Genomic DNA, 19301 nt, shown 5'->3' with positions numbered 1-19301 from the left:
CGCTACTCGCCCGACTCCTCCGTGGCCTTCTGCGCCTCGGCGGGGTCGGCCGTCACTTCCGCGACGTGACGGCGGGCGTCCTCCGTCAGCGGCATCTCCACTCGCTTGGCGTAGTACCAGCGGCTCAGAGCCCGCCTGAGGTAACGCCCGATGGGCATGTACCAGCGGCCGGGCTTGTGCAGGGGCCGGGGGGTGTCCCGGACGACGAGGGCGATGCGTTCGTCCTTCGACAGGATTTCATGGGCCCTGGCATACGCGCCGTCGCTAGACAGCCGTACCTGTTCCGTCGGTTCTCCCGCCACGAGGCGCGCACGGTCCTTGGCCTGCAGGCCGAGGCACAGTCGCTTGGTGAGCCCGAAAGCAAGGACAGGAAGGACGAAGACACCCACCCGCAAGGACCAGGTGTACACCTCGAACGGGACGCGGAAGACCCTTTCGAGCACGTCCTGGCCGCCGTCCAGGAGCAGGACGCCGAAGAAGGTGATGCCGGCTACCCCCAGCCCGGTACGGGTGGGCTGGTTCCGGGGCCGGTCGCACAAGTGGTATTCCTTGCCGCCGCCGGTCACCCATCGTTCGAAGAAGGGATACAGATACAGCACCCCGAACAGCAGGACCGGGACCACCACGGCGGGAATGAAGACGTCCCAGACGACGGTGTGTCCCAGAAAGTTGGTCTCCCAACTCGGCATCAGGCGCATGGAGCCCTCGAGCCAGCCCATGTACCAGTCCGGCTGGGCGTCGATCGACGCCTGGTCTGCCCGGTAGGGGCCGAAGTCCCAGATCGGATTGATCTGCATCAGGGCCGACATGATGGCGAAAACCCCGAACAGGGTGAAGAAGAGCCCCACCGACTTCGTCGTGTACTGCGGGTAGAGCGGCTTGCCGATCACGTTCTGGTTGGTGCGCCCCGGTCCGGCCCACTGCGTGTGCTTGAGATAGATGACCAGGCCGAGGTGAACGGCGATCAGCGCGACCATCAGTCCCGGAATGAGCAGGATGTGCGCCGCGTACATCCGGGGAATGATCTCGTGCCCCGGGTACTGGCCGCCGAAGATGAAGAACATCAGGTACGTGCCCACGATCGGAATCGACAGCACGATGCCCTCCGCGGTCCGCAGCCCCGTACCGGACAACAGGTCGTCCGGCAGGGAGTATCCGCAGAAGCCCTCCAGGATGGCCATCCAGAAAAGGGTCACGCCGATCGTCCAGTTGACCTCACGCGGCCGACGGAACGCCCCGGTGAAGAAGATCCGCAGCATGTGCACGCCGATCGCGGCGACGAAGACCAGAGCCGCCCAGTGGTGCATCTGTCGGACCAGCAGTCCGCCGCGCACGTCGAAGCTGATGTGCAGCGTGGAGGTGTAGGCCTCGGAAGCCATCTGGCCCAGCAGGGGCTCGTAGGAGCCGTTGTACGGGCGCTCCTCCATGCTGGGATGGAAGTAGAACGTGAGGAACGTCCCGGTGAGCACCAGCACCACGAAGCTGTACAGGGCGATCTCGCCCAGGAGGAAGGACCAGTGGTCGGGAAACGCCTTGCGCAGGAACTGCTTTCCCGCCTCCGACAAGGGCACACGCCGGTCCACGGCGGTCACGAACCGCTCACCGCGAGTGGGTTGCGGCTCCGGATGCAGCAGCTTCCGCAGGAGAGACAAGAAAACAACCTCCGGTGGCCTGCGAGCGGGCCGGACCCGCCGATGGAGGACCGGGACCAGAGGGTCTCGGCCGCGGACGGGGGTCCCCGCGCCCGCCGGGCTCGAAACGCCGGAAGAGGTGCGCCCCCGCGACGAGCCGGTGATGCACCCCGGAAGTGCCGCGGCCCCGTCGTGCCGGGGGTCTCAGTGTTCGGTACCGGCGTCCTTCGGTGCGCCGGAGCCGGAGCCGGACCGGGGCGCGGGTTTGCTGTGCACGTAGAGCCGGCGCCGGTCACCGACGTCGAGCCGGCGCGGCAGCGGGAGCTCGTAGCGCACCGGACGCCGGTGGTCGGCCAACTGGCGCTTCGGGTTGTAGACCCGGTTGAACTGCCACAGCATGCGGGCGAAGTTCGTCTGCCCGCGCAGCAGATTGCGCCCGAGGATCTGCGCCGCTCCCAGAGCGGTGCGCAGGCCGAGGTGTTTGCGGTTGATGACGGCCTGTGTGCGGACCAGTTCCTCGTAGAACTCCTCCAGGGGCAGCGTGGTCGGCACGACGGCGTGCTGGATGTCGAACAGCCGGTAGTCCCGGGTCGTCAGCCGACGGGCCTCGGTGTGCCAGATCTCGGTGCCCGGGTAGGGCGTCATCACGGTGAGGTGCACGATCTCCGGCACGGCCAGCGCGAACTCGCGGATGATCCGGAACCGTTCCGCGTCCCAGGCAGGATCGACGATGAGGTTGATCGCGACGCTGATCCCCAGCTTGCGTGCCGTCTCCAGAGCGCGGAAGTTGTCGTCCGGGCTGACACGCTTGCGGTAGAGATCCAGTCCCTCGGCGTCGATGGCCTCCATCCCGAGGAACATGTACCTCAGGCCGAGGCGCGTCCAGCGTTCGAAGACGTCGGTGTTGCGCAGCAGGACGTCGCTGCGGGTCTCGAGGTAGTACTGCTTCCGGATCCGGCGCCGTTCCACTTCGGCGGCGATGGCGTCGCCGTGCTCGGGCCGGATGAAGGCGACGTCGTCGACGATGAAGACGTTCGGCTCCCGGATGCTCGCCAGTTCCTCGGCCGCGGCCTTCGGGGAGGCCTTGCGATAGCTGCGGCCGTAGAAGGTCCAGGCTGAGCAGAAGGAACAGTCCCATGGGCAGCCGCGGGTGAACTCGATCGATGCGCAGGGGTCCAGCTCACCGATGAAATAGCGGCGGCGGTGGGTCATGAGGTCACGCGCCGGGTGCGGACTGTCGATCGAGTGCAGCATGGCCGGGGCGGGCCCGCGCCCGGTGCTCGTGACGATCCCGGGCACACCGTCGACACCGCCGTCGCGGACGGCTTCCAGCAGCGGCGCCATGGCGGGTTCGCCCTCGCCGCGGACCACCGCGTCCACGGCCCCTTCAGCCTGCTCCAGGACGTCCTCGGCAACGAAGGAGACGCTGTGCCCGCCGAAGAAGACGAAACAGCCGGGCACCGCCTGCTTGATGCCGCGCGCGAGGTCGATGGCCTCCGGAATGTTCGCCAGATAGTTCAGCGAGAAGCCCACAGCCTCGGGCCGGAACGACGCGAAGGTCTCGTGCAGGTCGCGGTGCCTTCGCACCTGGAGGTCCACGACCTTGACCTCGTGCCCGGCGGCGCGGGCGGCGGCGGCGACGCGTTCCAGACCGAGGGGTTCCAGTCGTAGGAAGATCTCCGAATACATCAGGGCACTGGGATGAATGAGCAGCAGACGCATGGGCCACCTCGGGCGCGCGGCGGGGACGTCTGTCTGTGGCCTCATCCGAGGGGTGCGTAAACGCGGATCAGCCGTCCGGGCCGCCGACCGACTGAAAATGTTCGACTGGCAGGGTGATCTTTGCATAGGCCAAACGAAGGGGGGGACACATGGCGATGCCCAGGAACCCCGTTCAGCGCAGAGGCTCAGATGACTCCCCTCGAAACCCTTCGTCCGCCGCTGAGGTCTGAAGTCGGCGGTGCGCTCACCTCCCCGCAGATCGATGAGCTTGTGGGGCGGGTCCGCCGGCAGCCGACGGCCCGAGAGCGGGAGGGCGCTCGTGAGGAGGCGATCCGCAGACTGTTGCCTCTGGCACGCCGGATCGCCGGCAAGTACCGGAACCTCGGCGGGGAGGAGCACGACGATCTCGTTCAGGTGGCCTGTCTGGGCCTGGTCAAGGCCGTCGACGGTTACGACCCCGACCATGGCCACGCCTTCTTGTCCTATGCGGTGCCGACGATCACCGGAGAGCTGAAGCGGCATCTGCGGGACAGGACGGGACTCGTCCGGTTGCCGCGGACCGTGCAGGAGGCCAGGCAGCAGGTGCGACGGGTGCAGCGGGAACTTGAACAGGCTTTCGGAGGGCGCCCGCCCACGCCGGCGGAGATCGGTCGAGCCGCCGGTCTGTCCGAATCCGCGGTGGTGCAGGCGATCCGTTCCCAGGGCGCTGTACGGCCTCGATCCCTCGACGCTCCCCTCGAGGGAGGGGAGGGGCCCCTGCCCGCGTCCGCGGACGTGATGGGCGACTGGGATCCGGGGTTGGAAACTGCCGCCGACCGTGTGGAGCTCATCCAGGCGATGCGGCAGTTCCCGGAGCGCGAGCGCCGCATCCTCGTTCTCCGCTTCTTCCACGATCAGACCCAGCAGCAGATCGCCGCTGCCGTCGGTATCTCGCAGATGCACGTGTCACGGCTGCTTGCCCGCTGCCTGGCGCAGTTGCGAGAGGGACTGAGCCACCTTGCCCCGGCGGGCCCCGAAGGACGCCCCGATGGCTCGACGCCCGTTTCGGCTCATGTCGAACAGGCGTCCGCAGGCGACGGCGCGGTCGGGGTGGCGGTCGGTGCTGACGAGCCGGCCACCGCCGTCACGTCCGCCGGCCTGCCGGCGCACGTTCCGGCACAGGCGCTGTGCGGAACGGACCGCGAGGCCGCTGCGCAGCCGACGGACGCCCACGGCGTGCACAGCCAACCACCAGGCCGGGGAGAAGAACCAACGGTCGTTTATGGGACACGGCCGCAGGTCACCCCGTGGCGGTGGCAAAGGTGCGCGTTCGAGGGAGCAGGTTATGACGCTGGTGGCCGACTATGTACTGCAACGCTTGAGGGAATGGGGGATCGAGCGCGTCTACGGCTATCCCGGCGACGGGATCAACGGCCTGCTGGGCGCCTTCGACCGGGCGAAGGGCCAGCCGGAACTGATCCAGACACGGCACGAGGAGATGGCCGCCTTCATGGCCTGCGCCCATGCGAAGTTCACCGGCGAGGTGGGCTGCTGCACGGCGACCTCGGGGCCCGGCGCGGTACACCTGCTGAACGGCCTGTACGACGCCAAGCTGGACCACCAGCCGGTGGTGGCCGTGGTGGGCCAGCAGAAGCGGCTCTCCCTCGGTGCTCAGTACCAGCAGGAGATTCCGCTGGCCCAGCTGTTCGCCGATGTGTCCGAGTTCTGCCAGATGATCGTGCACCCGGGGCAGGCGCGGCACGTGATCGACCGTGCCTTCAAGACGGCCCTCACCATGCGATCGGTCGCGACGATCATCATTCCGGAGGACGTGCAGGAGGAGAAGGCTCAGCCGTCGCCGCCGAAGACGCACGGGTCGGTGTTCTCCAGTGTCGGCTGGAGCCGCCCCCGTCTGCTGCCCGACCCCGGCGAGCTGCGCAAGGCTGCAGACGTCCTCAACGCCGGCAGCAAGGTCGCCATGATCATCGGCCAGGGCGCCGCCGAGGCGGAGAGCGAGGTCGTTCAGACCGCGGAGCTGCTGGGTGCCGGGGTGGCCAAGGCGTTGCTCGGCCGGGAGGTTCTCCCCGACGATCTGCCGTTCGTGACCGGCCCCATCGGTCTGCTCGGCACCAAGGCCAGCGACAACATGATCCAGGGGTGCGACACCCTGCTCATGGTCGGCACGAGCTTCCCGTACGCCGAGTGGCTGCCGGACGAGGGGCAGGCCCGGGGCGTGGAGATCGACATCGACGGGCGGATGATCGGCATCCGCTACCCGATGGAGGCCCATCTCGTCGGGGACGCCAAGGAGACGCTCAAGGCACTCCTGCCGCTGCTGGAACGCAAGGAGGACCGCAGCTGGCGCAAGCAGATCGAGGAGGACGTCCGCGAGTGGGACGCCATCTGCCGGAAGCGGGCCGGCCAGCACTTCGGCGGCACCATCAATCCGCAGGCGGTGGCCGCCGAGCTGTCGCCCCGGCTGCCGGACGGCTGCATCCTGACCGCCGACTCGGGTTCGGGCACGAACTGGTGGGCCCGGCACCTGAAGCTCCGCAACGGCATGCGGGCGTCCCTGTCCGGGACGCTGGCGACGATGGGGCCCGGGACGCCGTACGCGATCGCGGCGCGGTTCGCCCATCCGGACCGGCCGGTGATCGCGTTCGTCGGTGACGGGGCGTTCCAGATGAACGGCATGGCCGAGATGATCACCGTCAAGCGGTACCTGGACCGTCTGGCCAATCCGTCAGCCCCGTTCATCTTCTGCGTCTTCAACAACCAGGACCTCAACCAGGTCACCTGGGAACAGCGCGCCATGGCCGGCGACCCCAAGTTCCCCGGCTCGCAGTACATCCCCGACGTGCCCTACGCCAAGTACGCCGAGATGCTCGGTCTGAAGGGCATCCACTGCGCGAAGCCGAAGAAGGTCGGGAAGGCGTGGGACGAGGCGCTGGCCTCCGACAAGCCGGTGGTGCTGGAGTTCAAGGTCGACCAGGAGATCGCGCCGATCCCGCCGCACATCATGCTGGCGCAGGGCAAGAAGGCCGCCAAGGCCGCCGTACGCGACCCGGAGCGGGTGGGCATCGCCGCCAGGGGCGTGCGCCAGAAACTCACCGAGGTGACCGAACACCTGCCGGGACGGCATTCATGAGCGGCGCAACGGCCGGTACGGACCTGGGAGCCTGCCGGATCACATCCGTCGACGTGCACGCCTTCGAGGTCCCGACCGACGGCCCGGACGGCAAGGAACAGGACGGCACCCTGGAGTGGGACTCCACCACCATCGTTCTGGTTCGGGTGCACGCCGGCGGTCATACCGGGCTCGGTTACACCTACGGAGACGTGTCGGTCGCCTCGTTCGTCGAGTCCAAGCTCGCCGGGGTGCTCCAGGGAGCGGACGCGACCTCTCCACCGGCCCTCTGGCACCGGATGGGACACGAGGTCCGGAACGCGGGCCGCCCCGGTGTCGGCGCCATGGCGGTCTCCGCGGTGGACGTGGCGCTGTGGGACCTCAAGGCCAGGCTGCTGGCGCTGCCGCTGGTCCACCTCCTGCCCGCCTGGCACGACCGGGTACCGGTGTACGGCAGCGGTGGCTTCACGAACTACTCCCTGGACCGCCTCACCGATCAGCTCACCGGATGGGTGGAGCAGGGCATCCCCCGCGTCAAGCTGAAGACCTCCCGGGACCCCGAGAGCGACCCGCGTCGGCTGGCGGCCGTCCGCAAGGCGATCGGCGACGAGCCGGAGTTGTTCACCGACGCCAACGGGGCACTGGGTCACAAGCAGGCGCTGTACTGGGCCCGCCGGTTCCACGACGAGTGGGACGTGCGCTGGTTCGAGGAACCCGTCAGCTCCGCCGACCTGGAAGGACTGCGCATGCTGGTTGAGCGGGGTCCCGAGCGGCTGGAGATCGCGGCGGGTGAGTACGCCTACACCACACAGGACTTCGTCAACCTCGTCGAGGGCCCTTCCGTGGACTGTCTTCAGGCCGACGTGACCCGTTGTGGCGGCATCACCGGCGTCCTGGAGGCGGCCGGACTGTCCGCGGCTCACCACCTGGACCTGTCAGCCCACTGCGCGCCGGCGGTCTCGGCCCATGCCTTCTGCGCGGTGCGCCGACTGAGGCACCTGGAGTACTTCCACGACCATGTGCGGCTCGAGCGTCTGCTGTTCGACGGCACCCTGTCACCCGACGGCGGTGCCCTGCGCCCCGACACCTCCCGTGCCGGCCTCGGCCTGGACATCAAGTGGGCCGACGCCGAGCCGTACCGCGTGTACGGAACACGGAACACCTGACCAGGCTCGCGAAGGAGAGTTCACCCGATGGCGAAGCCAACCCGCCGGACCACACGCGAGATCCCGGCCAAGACGCACCCGCAGATCCCGGGAGCGCCACGAGCCCGCCAGACGATCGACGTCGGCAAACTGGAGCGGGCCCTGCGCAAGGCCGTCGAAGGCGAGGTGCGGTTCGATGCCGGTTCGCTGGGCCTGTACGCCCAGGACGCGTCCAACTTCCGACAGGTGCCGATCGGAGTCGTCATCCCGCGCACCCTCGACGACGTCGTCGCCGTGCACAAGATCTGCCACCGCTTCGGCGCCCCCATCCTCAACCGCGGTGGCGGCACCAGCCTGTCCGGCGAGACGGTCAACGAGGCCGTGGTCATCGACCACTCCAAATACCTCAACCGTATCGGTGAAATCGACCCGAAACGCCGTCTGGTGACCTGCGAACCAGGCGTGATCAACGAGGAACTGAACCGCTATACCGGCCGCCACAACCTGGTCTTCGGACCCGACCCGTCCTCCCACTCCCGCTGCGTGATCGGCGGCAACATCGGCAACAACTCCTGCGGCATCCACTCCGTGCAGTCGCAGCTGTACGGCCCCGGCCCCCGGACCAGCGACAACACCCATGCCCTTGAGGTCGTCACCTACGACGGCGCCCGCTTCTGGGTGGGCGTGGACGAGGAGAAGGACCTCGACCGCATCATCGCCGAGGGCGGCCGCAAGGGGGAGATCTACGCCGCGCTGCGGGACCTGCGCGACAAGTACGCCGACGCCATCCGGGCCGGCTTCCGCCCGGCCGAACAGGTGCCGCGCCGGGTGTCCGGCTACAACCTGGACGAACTCCTGCCGGAACGCGGCTTCAACGTCGCCCGCGCACTGGTCGGCACCGAGAGCACCTGCGCCACCGCCTTGCAGGCGGTCCTCATGCTCACTCCGGCGTTCCTGCAGCGCACCCTCGTGGTCGTCGAGTACGACGACCTCGCCGACGCGGCCGAGCACTGCATGGAGATCATCGAGCACTTCAAGCCGGTCGGCCTGGAGGCGCTCGACGACGAGCTCATCCGCGACCAGCAACTGCAGAAGATGAACGTGGAGGACATCAAGGAGCTGCCGCGCCTCGGCGGCGGCGCCTGGCTGCTGGTGCAGTTCGGCGCGGACACCACCGAGAAGTCCGTCGACCAGGCCGAGCGTTTCACACGATGGCTCACCGACGACAAGGGATACGAGCGGGAACGCATCCGCATCGCCAGGAGCAAACAGGAGGGCGGCACCAGCGAGCAGCTCTGGGCGATCCGGGAGAGCGGCCTCGGATCGACCGCCTTCCCGCCCGACGGCAAGGACCACTGGCCGGGCTGGGAGGACTCCGCCGTCCCGCCGGACCGGATCGGCGAGTACGTACGCAAGCTGCGCAAGGTGATGGACCGGCACGGCATCACCGGCGCCATGTACGGGCACTTCGGCCAGGGCTGCATCCACTGCCGGCTCAGCTTCGACCTGCGCACCGCCGACGGGTTGGCCACCTACCGGGCGTTCATGGAGGAGGCCGCCGACCTGTGCGTGTCCATGGGCGGCTCGGTCTCCGGGGAGCACGGGGACGGGCAGCAGCGCGCCGAGCTGCTGGAGAAGCAGTACGGGCCCGAACTCCTCCAGGCCATGCGGGAGTTCAAGGCGATCTGGGACCCGCAGTGGAAGATGAACCCCGGCAAGGTGGTCGACGCCTACCGGATGGACGAGAACCTCAAACTCGGCACCGACTACAACCCGCCGCGCCACCCGGTGAAGTTCGCCTACGAGGAAGACGGCGGGGACTTCGCCCACGCGACGCTGCGCTGCGTCGGCGTCGGCAAGTGCCGGGTCCCGCAGGCCGAGACGACGATGTGCCCCAGCTACCAGGTCACCCGCGAGGAGAAGCACACCACCCGCGGCCGGGCCCGCCTGCTGTACGAGATGCTCAAGGGCGACGTGATCACCGACGGCTGGCAGTCCAAGGAGGTGTACGACGCCCTCGACCTGTGTCTGGCCTGCAAGGGCTGCACCAACGACTGCCCCGTCAGCGTCGACATGCCGACCTACAAGGCGGAGTTCCTGTACCACCACTTCAAGTCCCCGGGCCGCAGGCGTCCTCGGTACGCCTACGCCTTCGGGTTCATCGACCAGGCGGCCAGGATCGCCTCCCGCATCCCCGAACTCGCCAACCTCGCCACCCACACCCCCGGTCTCGCCCGCATCGCCAAGCTGGTCGCGGGCATCGACCGGCGCCGTCCACTGCCCCGGTTCGCCCCCATCACGCTCCAGCAGTGGTTCGCCCGCCGCGGCGGCACCGCCAACCCGAACGGGCGTCCCGTCGTCCTGTTCCCGGACACCTTCAACAACCACTTCCACACCAACGTCGGTGTCGCCTGCGTCGAGGCCATCGAGGCCGCCGGCTGGCAGGTGGTCATGCCGGAGCAGCACATCTGCTGCGGGCGGCCCCTGTACGACTACGGCTTCCTCGACGCCGCCGAGCGCTACCTCCACCACGTCCTCGACACCCTGCGGCCCTATCTGCGCGCCGACACGCCGATCGTCGGCATGGAACCGAGTTGCCTGGCCGTGTTCAAGGACGAGCTGCCCAAGCTGCTCCCGCACGACGACGACGCCAAACGACTCACCAAGAACGCCTACCACTTCCCGGAGTTCTTCCAGGCCTTCGACATCGACCCGCCCACACTCGAGGGAACGGCTCTGCTCTGGGGCCACTGCCACCACCGCGCCACCGGCGGTATGAGCCCGGAGCAGGAACTGCTGCAGAAAATGGGCCTTGAGGTGCAGAACCTCCAGGGCGGCTGCTGCGGCCTCGCCGGTTCCTGGGGCTTCGAGTCGGGGAAGTACGACATCTCCCTGGACTGCGGCGAACAGGCCCTGCTGCCCGCAGTCCGCGATGCCGCCGACGACTGCCTCGTGGTGGCCGACGGGTTCTCCTGCAAGACCCAGATCAAGGACGCCGGGACCGGGCGGCAGGCCCTGCACGTCGCCGAGGTGATGAAGCTGGCCCGCGACAAGGGCCGGCACGCTGTCGCCCGGCACCCGGAACGCGCCGTCGCCCCCGTGCCGAAGCCCCCGGTGCGCACCCGCCTGCTCCGGCTTTCGGCAGCGGCGGCGCTGGGCGGGACGCTGGCACTGGCGGGAGTACGGATCGTACGACGCTGAGTTGCTGGAGGGTGCGTCGCACGCGGTCGCCGTCTCCCGGCCCGGGGAGGTCGCCGACCTGATCAGGGAGGCGGTACGCGCGGCGAGCTGCCCCCGTCCCGGACGGCCGCGCGGAGGCAGTCCCCGCACCGGGTCCGCGCGGCCGCACCGCGACGAGTGGCGGGACGGTTTCGGTCGCCCGGCGCACGTGGGGAGGAGCAAACGGACGGTGTTCGGCGTGAGGCCTGTTCGTGGAGATGCCGCAGAGAACGTCGATCACTCACCCCTGACCACCTATCGTGTCCGTTATGCGTGCAATTATCGTCAACCGTTACGGTGGCCCTGAGGCTCTGGAACTGGCGGAGACCGAGGATCCCAAGGTCGGGCCCGACTCGGTGCTCGTGCGGGTGAAGGCCGCCGGGGTCAACCCGGTGGACTGGAAGATCGTCGCCGGTCATCTCGACCCGATCATGTATGTCCACTTCCCCCTGGTGCCCGGATGGGACGTCGCGGGCGTCGTCGAGGCGGTCGGCCTGGACGTGTCCGAATTCTCGGTCGGCGACGAGGTCTTCGGGTACGTCCGCAAGGACGAAGTACAGCACGGCACCTATGCCGAGCTCGTCGCCGCGCCCGTCCGCACCCTCGCGCGCAAACCGGCGTCGCTGAGCTGGCAGCAGGCGGCCGGCGTCCCGCTGGCGGGGCTCACCGCCTGGCAGTCGCTGGCCCGGGTGGGGGTCGCCGAGGGGGACACGGTCCTGGTCCATGCCGCGGCCGGAGGCGTCGGGTCCTTCGCCGTGCAGATCGCGGTGGCCAAGGGGGCACGGGTGATCGGCACGGCCGGCGAACACAACCACGACTTCCTGCGCTCCCTGGGCGCGGAACCCGTCACCTACGGCGACGGCCTGGCCGAGCGGGTGCGGAAGCTGGCTCCGGACGGTGTCGACGCGGCAGTCGACTACGTCGGCGGTGACGCGGTCGCCGTCTCCCAGGAGTTGCTGAAGGATCGCTCCCGCCTCGCGTCGATCGTCGACCCCGCCGTCACCGAGCACGGCGGACACCACGTGTGGGTCCGGCCCGACAGCGCGGACCTGGCCGCACTCGCTCGACTCGCCGACGCCGGCAGGCTCGGAGTCCACGTCGAGCACGTCCTGCCGCTGGCCGAGGCGGCGGACGCGTTCCGCCTCAGTATGAGCGGGCACACCCGCGGCAAGATCGTGCTCGAGGCCGGCTGATCGGCGGTCCGGGGCATGGCCGGCGGCGGCAGCGCCCGGGAGGCCGGCCCGCGGCCGCCCCGCGGCGGGCCGCCCGGCATGTCGGCCCGGCGCCTTCAGCGCGCGCAGGGGCGGTCCACCGGGCCTGTTCCCCGGCAGGGATGCCGCAGTTCGTCGACCTCGCCAAGGCGCCGTGGCGCCGTCACGACCGCACTGTTCCGCTTCAGGAGGCCGTTCGGCGCGCACTGGGAGGACCTCTCCTGCGGGGCCGTCCTGGTGATCCTGCCGACGCCGGCCGTCTTCCCCCTCCTCCAGCGGTCCATCTCCAACGGCTTCGCCCGGGGCGCCACGAGCGAGGTCGAGGAGCGCCTGGCCCGCTGCCGTGCCCAGGCGCCGCCCACCCGATGACCGGCGAGCCGCCCCCGTGATGACGCCTCGGTTCGGGACTGCGCACCGCGTCGATCCGCCAGGCCGTGGACGACCGGCGCGGTGTCGTCGGTGACGAGGCTCTCCGCGCCGGCACCGTGACCTGACGGCGTGACAGGGAGCCGGCCGGGGCGCCGACCGAGGTGGCGTCGGTGGGAGCCACCGCCGCGGCCCAGCACCCACGCCGGTCCCCACGGCAGCCCGAGCGCGTGCCGGGCGACCGCCACGGCCCATGCGGTGAGGATGACCAGGACCGTGCGGGCGAGCCCGGGCCGGAATTCGGGGAGTGCTGACACGGACTTTTCGACGGCGGTGCGCCGCGGTCGCATTGTTGGTTAGGGTGGCGAGGAAAGCCTGATTTCGACGGCCTCGGCCGGGATGACGGTCAGCCCGGCGAGTTCGGGACTGCACAGGCTGACGGCTCCCGCGCGGGCCACGTCGGACACGACCGGGGGAGGGGCAGCTCGTTGATCTCGCTCGGTCCGGCCGTACGCAGCCCCTGCATCTGACGGTCCAACTGGTGCCGCAACAGGCAACGTTCGCCCGTCGAGGAGCGGCGTCCGGCGCGTGCTCCGGGGGGCACCCCCTGCTCGAAGAGCTTGGGGGAGCGTGCCGGGCGGCGCGACGGGGCGAACGTCGCCTGATGCGGCACTTGGCCCGGAGCAGAAGAAACAGGAGGCCGCTGACTCATGTCTGCCCACCGGTCGGGTGAAGAGCAGCACTCTCACCCTGCCCCGAGAGATCCGGGACATCATCTTCCGATCACTGCGAAGTACCGCAGGCCGGCCGGACGCGGTGGGCGTGTGACCGGCCGGTCCGCGCCCGCGGTGATGCCCCCGTCGCTGCGCGGGTGGCTCGGACTGGTGGCGGCCCTCGCCGCGCTGGTGGTCGCCGTGCTCGGGGTCCTGTATGCCGGCGACAGCAAACCCGGCAGGGTGGACGCGCGGATCTCGGCGGCGGTGGACGGTGCGGGGCCGCCGTGGCGGTACGTCGCCCAGGCCATGGACTTCCTGGGGGAGCCCGGGGGAGCGGTGCCGCTGGTCCTGGCCATCGTGACGGGCTGCCTGCTGCTTCGGCGTCCTCGGGCGGCGGCGCTCGTCGTCGCCGGTGTCGGCTTGAGCGTGGGGACGACGACGCTGCTCAAGCACCTGGCAGGACGCACCATCCACGGCGACGGCAACCTGTCCTACCCGAGCGGGCACACCGCCTTCGCCACCGCGCTCGCCCTGGTGGTGGCGCTGCTCGCGACCGGCCGGCTCGGCCTCGGCAGGACAGCCGGAACCTCACTCGTGCTCGCCGCGGCGCTGGTCGCCGGCGTCGCCATGGGCTGGGCTCAGGTCGCCCTGGGCGCGCACTACCCGACCGACGTCCTCGGCGGCTGGTGCACCGCGCTGGCGGTGATTCCGGTGACCGCGTGGCTGGTCGACCGGACGGCCGACGCCGGTCGGCGGAAACGTCGCTGACCGGCGCCGCTGACGTCAGGTCACGCCCAGCGGCGGAACACCGGCTTCACCGGTCGTCCGCCCAGCCAGGGGGTGGGATCGGCGGCGTCCAGTGCCTTCCGGTACACCGCACACGCCTGGGCCACCACGTCGACGGTGTGATCGATGTCGGCGTCGCCGAGCGCGCTGCTCACCACGAACGACGGGGCCAGCACCCCGCCCGCGAGGAGCCTGCGCAGAAACAGGGTGCGGTACTGCTGTGACGGCTGCCCGTTCTCGTCGAGGGTGGCGAAGACCAGATTGCTGGCCCGGCCCCGGACGACGATGTGGTCGCCGACGCCCATACCGGCCGCGGCGTCGCGGACCCCGGCGGCCAACCGCGCGCCGAGCGCGTGCAGCCGCGCGGTGACGCCCTCTTCGACGTAGGTGGTGAGCACGGCCATCGCGGCCGCCAGGGAGTGCGTTTCCGCACCGTGCGTGGTGGACAGCAGGAACACCCGGTCACCGGAGTGACGCAGCCCGCCCCGCTCCATCAGCTCGCGGCGCCCGGCCAGCGCGGCGACGGCGAACCCGTTGCCCAGCGCCTTGCCGAAGGTGGAGAGGTCGGGGACGACGCCGTACAGGCCCTGGGCGCCCGCCTCGGACCAGCGGAAGCCCGTGATCATCTCGTCGAAGATCAGTACGCAGCCGTGCCGGTCGGCCAGCTCACGCAGGCCGGCGAGGTAGCCGGGCGGCGGCTCGGTGTGGGTGGCGGGCTCCAGGATCAGGCAGGCGACCTCGTCCTGGTACCGGGAGAGCAACTCCTCCGTGGCGGCCAGGTCCCCGTAAGGGAACGCCACGGTGAGCTCGTTGGTCGCCGCCGGAACACCGGCGGACATCGGCGTGGTGCCGATGAACCAGTCGCCGACGGAGAAGAACGGATGGTCGGCGCAGACGGCCACCCGCGGGCGCCCGGTGGCGGCGCGGGCGAGGCGTACCGCGGCGGTGGTGGCGTCGGAGCCGTTCTTCGCGAACTTCACCATCTCGGCGGTCGGTACCGTGGCCAGGAAGCGTTCCGCGGCTTCGACCTCCACGATGGACGGCCGGACGAAGTTGCTGCCGCGGCCGAGTTCCCGCCGCACCGCCTCGATCACCCGTGGGTGGGCGTGGCCGAGGCTGACCGACCGCAGGCCGGAGCCGTACTCGATGTAGCGGTTGCCGTCGATGTCCCACACGTGGGCACCGCGGCCGTGGCTGATGACCGGGGCCAGGTCCTCGGGGTACTGGTCGTCGCCCTTGGCGTAGGTGTGGGCGCCCCCGGGGATCATGGCGTGCAGCCGCTCGTTCGCCCTCCGCGAGCGGGGCAGGAGGAACTGTCCGGCGTCTTCGGTGTCTTCGGTGTCCACGCCGACCTCAGCCCTCCCTGTGCTTCAGAACCTCGGCGAGGCTCGGCGCCTCCCGGTCCCGCTGGGACGTCGAGGTGACCGGCAGCGGCCAGTCGATGGCGAGCTCGGGGTCGTCGAAGGCGATCGTCACGTCCTCGGCCGGATCATGCGGGCGGTCGATCCGGTACGAGACGTCGGCGGTTTCGGTCAGCGCCTGGAAGCCGTGCGCGCAGCCCGCCGGGACGTACAGGGTCGCCTGCGTCTCGTCGGACAGCTCGAAGAAGGCCCGGCCCAGGTAGGTCGGCGAGTCCGCCCGAAGGTCCACGACCACGTCGAAGATCCTCCCGTACGAGCACCGCACCAGCTTGGCCTCGCCGGCGCCGGAGCGCAGGTGCAGGCCGCGCAGCACGCCCCGGACCGAACGGGACAGGCTGTCCTGGACGAAGGCGTCCGGGTCGAGGCCCACCGAGCGGACCACGTCGGCGTCGAAGGTGCGGCAGAAGAAACCGCGCTCGTCGACGTACGGCGTCGGCTCGAACAGGTACGCACCTGCGATCGCCGGGACTTCGGTCGCCTTCATGGAGCCTCCTGGCGGGTATGGGTACGGGTGTGGGGGTGGCCGGTCGCCGGGAACAGCGCCGCGGTCAACGCGGCGAACTGCTGCTCGAGTTGCCGGGCGGCGGCCAGGTTCCGCTCGGTGAGGGTCTGCCGCAGCTCGGCCGATCGCTTCTCCAGCGCCCGGAACTGCTCGAGCAGCCGGTCGGCGTCGACCTCGCGCGCCGGATGGCAGTACGCGGCAAGCCCCATCCGGTCCATGAGCGCGTCGCTCTTCGCCGCATAGCTGAGTGCGAGTACCGGCGTGCCGGTCTTCAGCGCGCAGATCAGGTTGTGATACCGGACCGCCACCACGCTGTCGGCAGCCGCCATCTCCTTCATCAGGTCGGCCAGTGACGCCGGCTCGGCAGCGGTGACCAGCGGTGAGTCCACCGCGTCGAGGATCGCGGCGACCACCGACGCATCGCAGTCGTCGCCGGTGAGCAGCCGGACCGGCCTGCCCTCCTCGACCAGCACGCGGACGAACCGGATCGTCCCGTCGAGGTAGCGCCGGTATATCTCGTCGGCCCGGGCGCGGTCGTCGTTGCCGCCGTGGAAGTCCATGACACCGACGCAGACTCGGCCCGGCGGGTCCGAGGGCGCGCTCGCCGGCGGCGCCGGCAGGGAGAACGCGAGGTCCGGGTAGACCTCGTCGCGCGCGGTGTCCACGCCCATCGCCCGCATCGCGTCTCGGGACTGGGCGTCCCGGTACGACCGGTACGCGGCCAGCCGCGCCGACCAGCGCACCAGGGCCCGCGTCGGCCGGTTGCCGATCCCGGCGGCGCCGACGCTGACCAGCGCGACCCGGGTGCCCAGCAGCCGACCACTCGCGCAGAGCAGGAACAGCGAGTACGGGAAGCCCCACGGCCGCAGCGGCAGCGTGGCCTCCAGGACGCCCATGCCCGGCACGATCACCACGTCGTGCCGGCGCACCCAGGCGGCGGTGCGGAAGACGTCGACGACTTTGCCCAGGCCCTTCGCCGCGATCGCGCCCGCACGCGACGCGGTCCGGTACTCCGCGCGGTTCCAGTGCAGTCGCGTGGCGGGAATCCCGAACCGGGCCGTCACCGCCTCGGGCCCGCCGCACAGCGCGTCCACGACCGCCTCCGGGTGTGCGGCGCGGAGGTACCCGAGCACGGCCTCCAGCGACCCGTCGTTGCCGAGGTTGCCGGAGCCGAGCAGGCCGAACACCCCCACACGCACCGGAGTTTCGTCCGCTGACGTCATGCCTGCCTCCCCTCGCGGCCGGCGACGACGGCGTCGACGGACACGCCGAGCAGGCTCGGGTCGACCGGGAGGCGGTCCTCGACCCGCTCGCCGGCGCCCGGCCGGGCCCGGCTGGTCATCCACGCGGCCAGGTGGCGGTGGCAGGCGCGCCGGTCGGCCGGGGACAACGGCGCCCGTCGGATCGCCGAGGCGAAGCCCCAGACGTACTCGGCGAGCAGCCGGGGCGTCGGATGCAGCGGGCCTGCCCGGCGCGGGTCCAGGTTGACGCACCGGGCGCGCTTGGAAGGGTTCGCCCGCTCGGCGCGGGCGGGGTGGTCGCGGCGGAAGTACAACAGCTCCGGCACCTGGTGGAATCGCCCGTGCAGGGTGATCTCGGCGACGAACGTGCGGTCCGCGTGGTGGTAGCTGTCGAGCGGTTTCACCCGGCGCAGGACGTCGGCCCGCATGACCCCGTAGAAGTCGTCGCCACCGGGCTCGAACAGCAGACTGCGGAAACGCTCCGGTGCGTGCGGCGAGTCGGTGGCGAGTGTGTAGTCGTACGGCACCTTCACCCGGCCGTCGCCGTCGACGACCGCCTGGTCGGTGTGCGCGAGGATCACGTCGGGCCGCTCGTCCAGCGCCTCCACGCAGCGCTTCAGCAGATCCCGGCCGTACAGGTCGTCGTGCGAGGCCCACTTGAACAGCTCGCCGCGGCACTCGGCGAACACATGGTTGTGGTTCGGCGTGGCGCCGATGTTCCGGGGCAGCCGGATGTACCGGATGCGCGAGTCCTTCGTGGCGTACCGGCGGCAGATGTCCTGGGTCCCGTCGGTCGAGGCGTTGTCGGAGACGACCAGCTCGAAGTCCTCGTAGGTCTGGCCGAGCAGGGCGTCCAGCGACTCGGCCAGGTACTCCTCGCCGTTGTACACGGGCAGGCCGATGCTCAGCCTGGGTCGGTCGGTCATGCGGTCCTCACTTCGGGGATGGGATTCCGGCGGTGCTCGCGCAGGGCGGACCGCAGCTGCAGCCACCACACGGCCGAGCCGCTGACGGTGGCGGCGGCGACGCCCCAGGCCGAGCCGACCGTGCCGGCCGCGGCCGCCCCGCCGAGCCCGCCGCCGACATAGCAGGCGGAGGCGAACAGCTGGCAGCGCAGACTGCGCCGGGCCGCGCCGAGCGCGCGCAGCCCGGCCGCCGCGCCGGTGCCGAGGCCCGCGCCCGCGACGGCGAGGGTCACCGGCACGATGAGGACCGCGGCGGAGTGCCAGACGTCTCCGAGCACCAGCCGACCGAGGCGGTCCGGCATCATCAGCAGCGCCCCGCCCCAGAGCAGCGCGGCGGCGGCCTGCCCGCCGCCCAGCAGGAGGCAGAACGGGCCGAGGCGGTGCGGGGCCTGCCGCAGCACCCGTGCCGCCTCCGGGACGGTGACCAGCGACAGCCCCATCAGCACCGCGAGGAACGGGCCGAGGAGGAGCTCGGCGCCCCGCACCGCACCCACCGCGCCGACCCCGGCGATCGCGCCGAGCCCGTACGCCCGCAGCTGGCTCGCACCGCTGAGGCTGACGTTCTCGACCAGGTACCGGTAGCCGAGATCGCGCTGCTCGCGGAGCCACCCGCGCGCCCCGGTCATCCCGGGCCGGATGCCGGACTGCAGGCAGCCGTACGCGGCGGCCACCGCGGCGGACGCGCCCCAGGCGAGCACGAAGGCGGCCACGCTGCCCACGCGGGCCGCCACCACCATGGCCGGGACGAGGGCGATGCCCCACACGAGGTCGTTGACGAACGCCTTGCGCCCGGTGCCGGCGGCGAAGAACGAGAACCGCCAGGCGTCCTGCAGCAGCAGCCCCGGCAGCATGACGCCGAGGCAGGCGAACGCGGGCCCCACCCGACCGCCGAGAGCCGGCCCGGCCACCAGGCACGCCGCGCCGAGGGCGGCACCGACACCGAGCGCGGTGCCCGTCGACCGGGCCACCGCCCCCCGCCAGGACGCGTCCGACACACCGCTGAAGCGCACCACGAGCGGGTCGGTGGCCAGCCCGCGGGAGACGTTGAGCACCACGCCGTAGGTCACCCAGGCCAGGCTGAACACGCCGAACGCGGTCACCCCCAGCGAGCGGGCCACGTAGATGCCCACCGCGAAGTTGCTCATGCTGGAGGCCGCCTGGTCGGCGAGCCCCCAGGACAGCCGGCCGAAGACGGCCCGCTTGGCGGTCCGCCGGACGTCTTCGGCCCGGTCCGCCGGTGTCGTCGTCTTCGCCCCCTCGGTGGTCATCG

At 70.7% G+C, this 19301-nt stretch carries 13 protein-coding genes and 3 pseudogenes; 8 read left to right on the top strand and 8 right to left on the bottom strand.

What is annotated here, in order from left to right:
• Positions 1-2: 2 nt before the first annotated feature.
• Positions 3-1643 carry a cytochrome bc1 complex cytochrome b subunit gene (gene qcrB, locus AC5WS8_RS33835; protein WP_496107355.1) on the bottom strand — a complete coding sequence of 547 codons (1641 nt, stop codon included), beginning with the start codon at positions 1641-1643 and terminating at the stop codon, positions 3-5.
• Positions 1644-1835: 192 nt separating this feature from the next.
• Positions 1836-3353 (bottom strand): hopanoid C-3 methylase HpnR, encoded by a 1518-nt coding sequence (gene hpnR / locus AC5WS8_RS33830; protein WP_496107341.1) that lies wholly within the window; start codon positions 3351-3353, stop codon positions 1836-1838.
• A 189-nt stretch (positions 3354-3542) separates the two neighbouring features.
• On the opposite strand from hpnR, the pseudogene AC5WS8_RS33825 reads away from it, so the two are divergent.
• Positions 3543-4280: pseudogene (locus AC5WS8_RS33825) on the top strand (sigma-70 family RNA polymerase sigma factor); the annotation flags it as partial.
• An 18-nt stretch (positions 4281-4298) separates the two neighbouring features.
• On the opposite strand, the gene AC5WS8_RS33820 reads toward AC5WS8_RS33825, so the two are convergent.
• On the bottom strand, positions 4299-4580 hold the full coding sequence (locus AC5WS8_RS33820) for a hypothetical protein (RefSeq protein WP_496107340.1): 282 nt from the start codon (positions 4578-4580) through the stop codon (positions 4299-4301).
• Between the two features lie 97 nt (positions 4581-4677).
• On the opposite strand from AC5WS8_RS33820, the gene AC5WS8_RS33815 reads away from it, so the two are divergent.
• The 7 genes and pseudogenes from AC5WS8_RS33815 (at position 4678) to AC5WS8_RS33785 (ending at position 13884) form a co-directional block, all read left to right on the top strand.
• Complete coding sequence (locus AC5WS8_RS33815) at positions 4678-6480, top strand: thiamine pyrophosphate-requiring protein (protein WP_496107339.1); 1803 nt, start codon at positions 4678-4680, stop codon at positions 6478-6480.
• Positions 6477-7625 carry an enolase C-terminal domain-like protein gene (locus tag AC5WS8_RS33810; RefSeq protein ID WP_496107338.1) on the top strand — a complete coding sequence of 383 codons (1149 nt, stop codon included), beginning with the start codon at positions 6477-6479 and terminating at the stop codon, positions 7623-7625. Before AC5WS8_RS33815 ends, AC5WS8_RS33810 begins: the two co-directional genes overlap by 4 nt.
• 27 nt (positions 7626-7652) lie before the next feature.
• The gene (locus AC5WS8_RS33805) at positions 7653-10805 is read left to right on the top strand and encodes an FAD-binding and (Fe-S)-binding domain-containing protein (RefSeq protein WP_496107337.1); all 3153 of its coding nucleotides are present in this window, start codon (positions 7653-7655) and stop codon (positions 10803-10805) included.
• A gap of 4 nt (positions 10806-10809) precedes the next feature.
• Positions 10810-10893, top strand: a pseudogene (locus AC5WS8_RS33800) (alpha/beta hydrolase); the annotation flags it as partial.
• 199 nt (positions 10894-11092) lie between these two features.
• Complete coding sequence (locus tag AC5WS8_RS33795; RefSeq protein WP_496107336.1) at positions 11093-12016, top strand: NADP-dependent oxidoreductase; 924 nt, start codon at positions 11093-11095, stop codon at positions 12014-12016.
• Between the two features lie 174 nt (positions 12017-12190).
• Positions 12191-12403, top strand: a pseudogene (locus tag AC5WS8_RS33790) (hypothetical protein); the annotation flags it as partial.
• 821 nt (positions 12404-13224) lie between these two features.
• Positions 13225-13884 carry a phosphatase PAP2 family protein gene (locus AC5WS8_RS33785; RefSeq protein WP_496107335.1) on the top strand — a complete coding sequence of 220 codons (660 nt, stop codon included), beginning with the start codon at positions 13225-13227 and terminating at the stop codon, positions 13882-13884.
• Between the two features lie 20 nt (positions 13885-13904).
• On the opposite strand, the gene AC5WS8_RS33780 is transcribed toward AC5WS8_RS33785, so the two are convergent.
• From AC5WS8_RS33780 to AC5WS8_RS33760, 5 genes are read right to left on the bottom strand one after another with little or no spacing between them, the layout of a single operon-like run.
• The gene (locus tag AC5WS8_RS33780; RefSeq protein WP_496107334.1) at positions 13905-15248 is read right to left on the bottom strand and encodes a glutamate-1-semialdehyde 2,1-aminomutase; all 1344 of its coding nucleotides are present in this window, start codon (positions 15246-15248) and stop codon (positions 13905-13907) included.
• 7 nt (positions 15249-15255) lie between these two features.
• Positions 15256-15807, bottom strand: a complete 552-nt coding sequence (gene rfbC, locus AC5WS8_RS33775) for a dTDP-4-dehydrorhamnose 3,5-epimerase (protein ID WP_496107333.1) — start codon at positions 15805-15807, stop codon at positions 15256-15258.
• On the bottom strand, positions 15804-17048 hold the full coding sequence (locus AC5WS8_RS33770) for a polysaccharide pyruvyl transferase family protein (protein ID WP_496107332.1): 1245 nt from the start codon (positions 17046-17048) through the stop codon (positions 15804-15806). The genes rfbC and AC5WS8_RS33770 overlap by 4 nt, the downstream gene beginning before the upstream one ends.
• Positions 17045-17992 (bottom strand): glycosyltransferase family 2 protein, encoded by a 948-nt coding sequence (locus tag AC5WS8_RS33765; protein ID WP_496107331.1) that lies wholly within the window; start codon positions 17990-17992, stop codon positions 17045-17047. Before AC5WS8_RS33765 ends, AC5WS8_RS33770 begins: the two co-directional genes overlap by 4 nt.
• A complete protein-coding gene (locus tag AC5WS8_RS33760) occupies positions 17989-19299 on the bottom strand; it encodes a hypothetical protein (protein WP_496107354.1) in 1311 nt (436 codons plus the stop codon). Before AC5WS8_RS33760 ends, AC5WS8_RS33765 begins: the two co-directional genes overlap by 4 nt.
• Between the last annotated feature and the right edge of the window lie 2 nt (positions 19300-19301).

The sequence above is a fragment of the Streptomyces sp. PTL18 genome, assembly GCF_059510295.1.
This window is presented reverse-complemented; position numbering and strand designations above follow the sequence as displayed.

Coding starts and splice junctions, on each gene's coding strand:
- rfbC (WP_496107333.1), bottom strand. CDS start 15,807: ATGAAGGCGACCGAAGTCCCGGCGATCGCAGGTGCGTACCTGTTCGAG.
- AC5WS8_RS33765 (WP_496107331.1), bottom strand. CDS start 17,992: ATGACCGACCGACCCAGGCTGAGCATCGGCCTGCCCGTGTACAACGGC.
- AC5WS8_RS33815 (WP_496107339.1), top strand. CDS start 4,678: ATGACGCTGGTGGCCGACTATGTACTGCAACGCTTGAGGGAATGGGGG.
- AC5WS8_RS33810 (WP_496107338.1), top strand. CDS start 6,477: ATGAGCGGCGCAACGGCCGGTACGGACCTGGGAGCCTGCCGGATCACA.
- AC5WS8_RS33760 (WP_496107354.1), bottom strand. CDS start 19,299: ATGACCACCGAGGGGGCGAAGACGACGACACCGGCGGACCGGGCCGAA.
- AC5WS8_RS33805 (WP_496107337.1), top strand. CDS start 7,653: ATGGCGAAGCCAACCCGCCGGACCACACGCGAGATCCCGGCCAAGACG.
- hpnR (WP_496107341.1), bottom strand. CDS start 3,353: ATGCGTCTGCTGCTCATTCATCCCAGTGCCCTGATGTATTCGGAGATC.
- AC5WS8_RS33770 (WP_496107332.1), bottom strand. CDS start 17,048: ATGACGTCAGCGGACGAAACTCCGGTGCGTGTGGGGGTGTTCGGCCTG.
- AC5WS8_RS33795 (WP_496107336.1), top strand. CDS start 11,093: ATGCGTGCAATTATCGTCAACCGTTACGGTGGCCCTGAGGCTCTGGAA.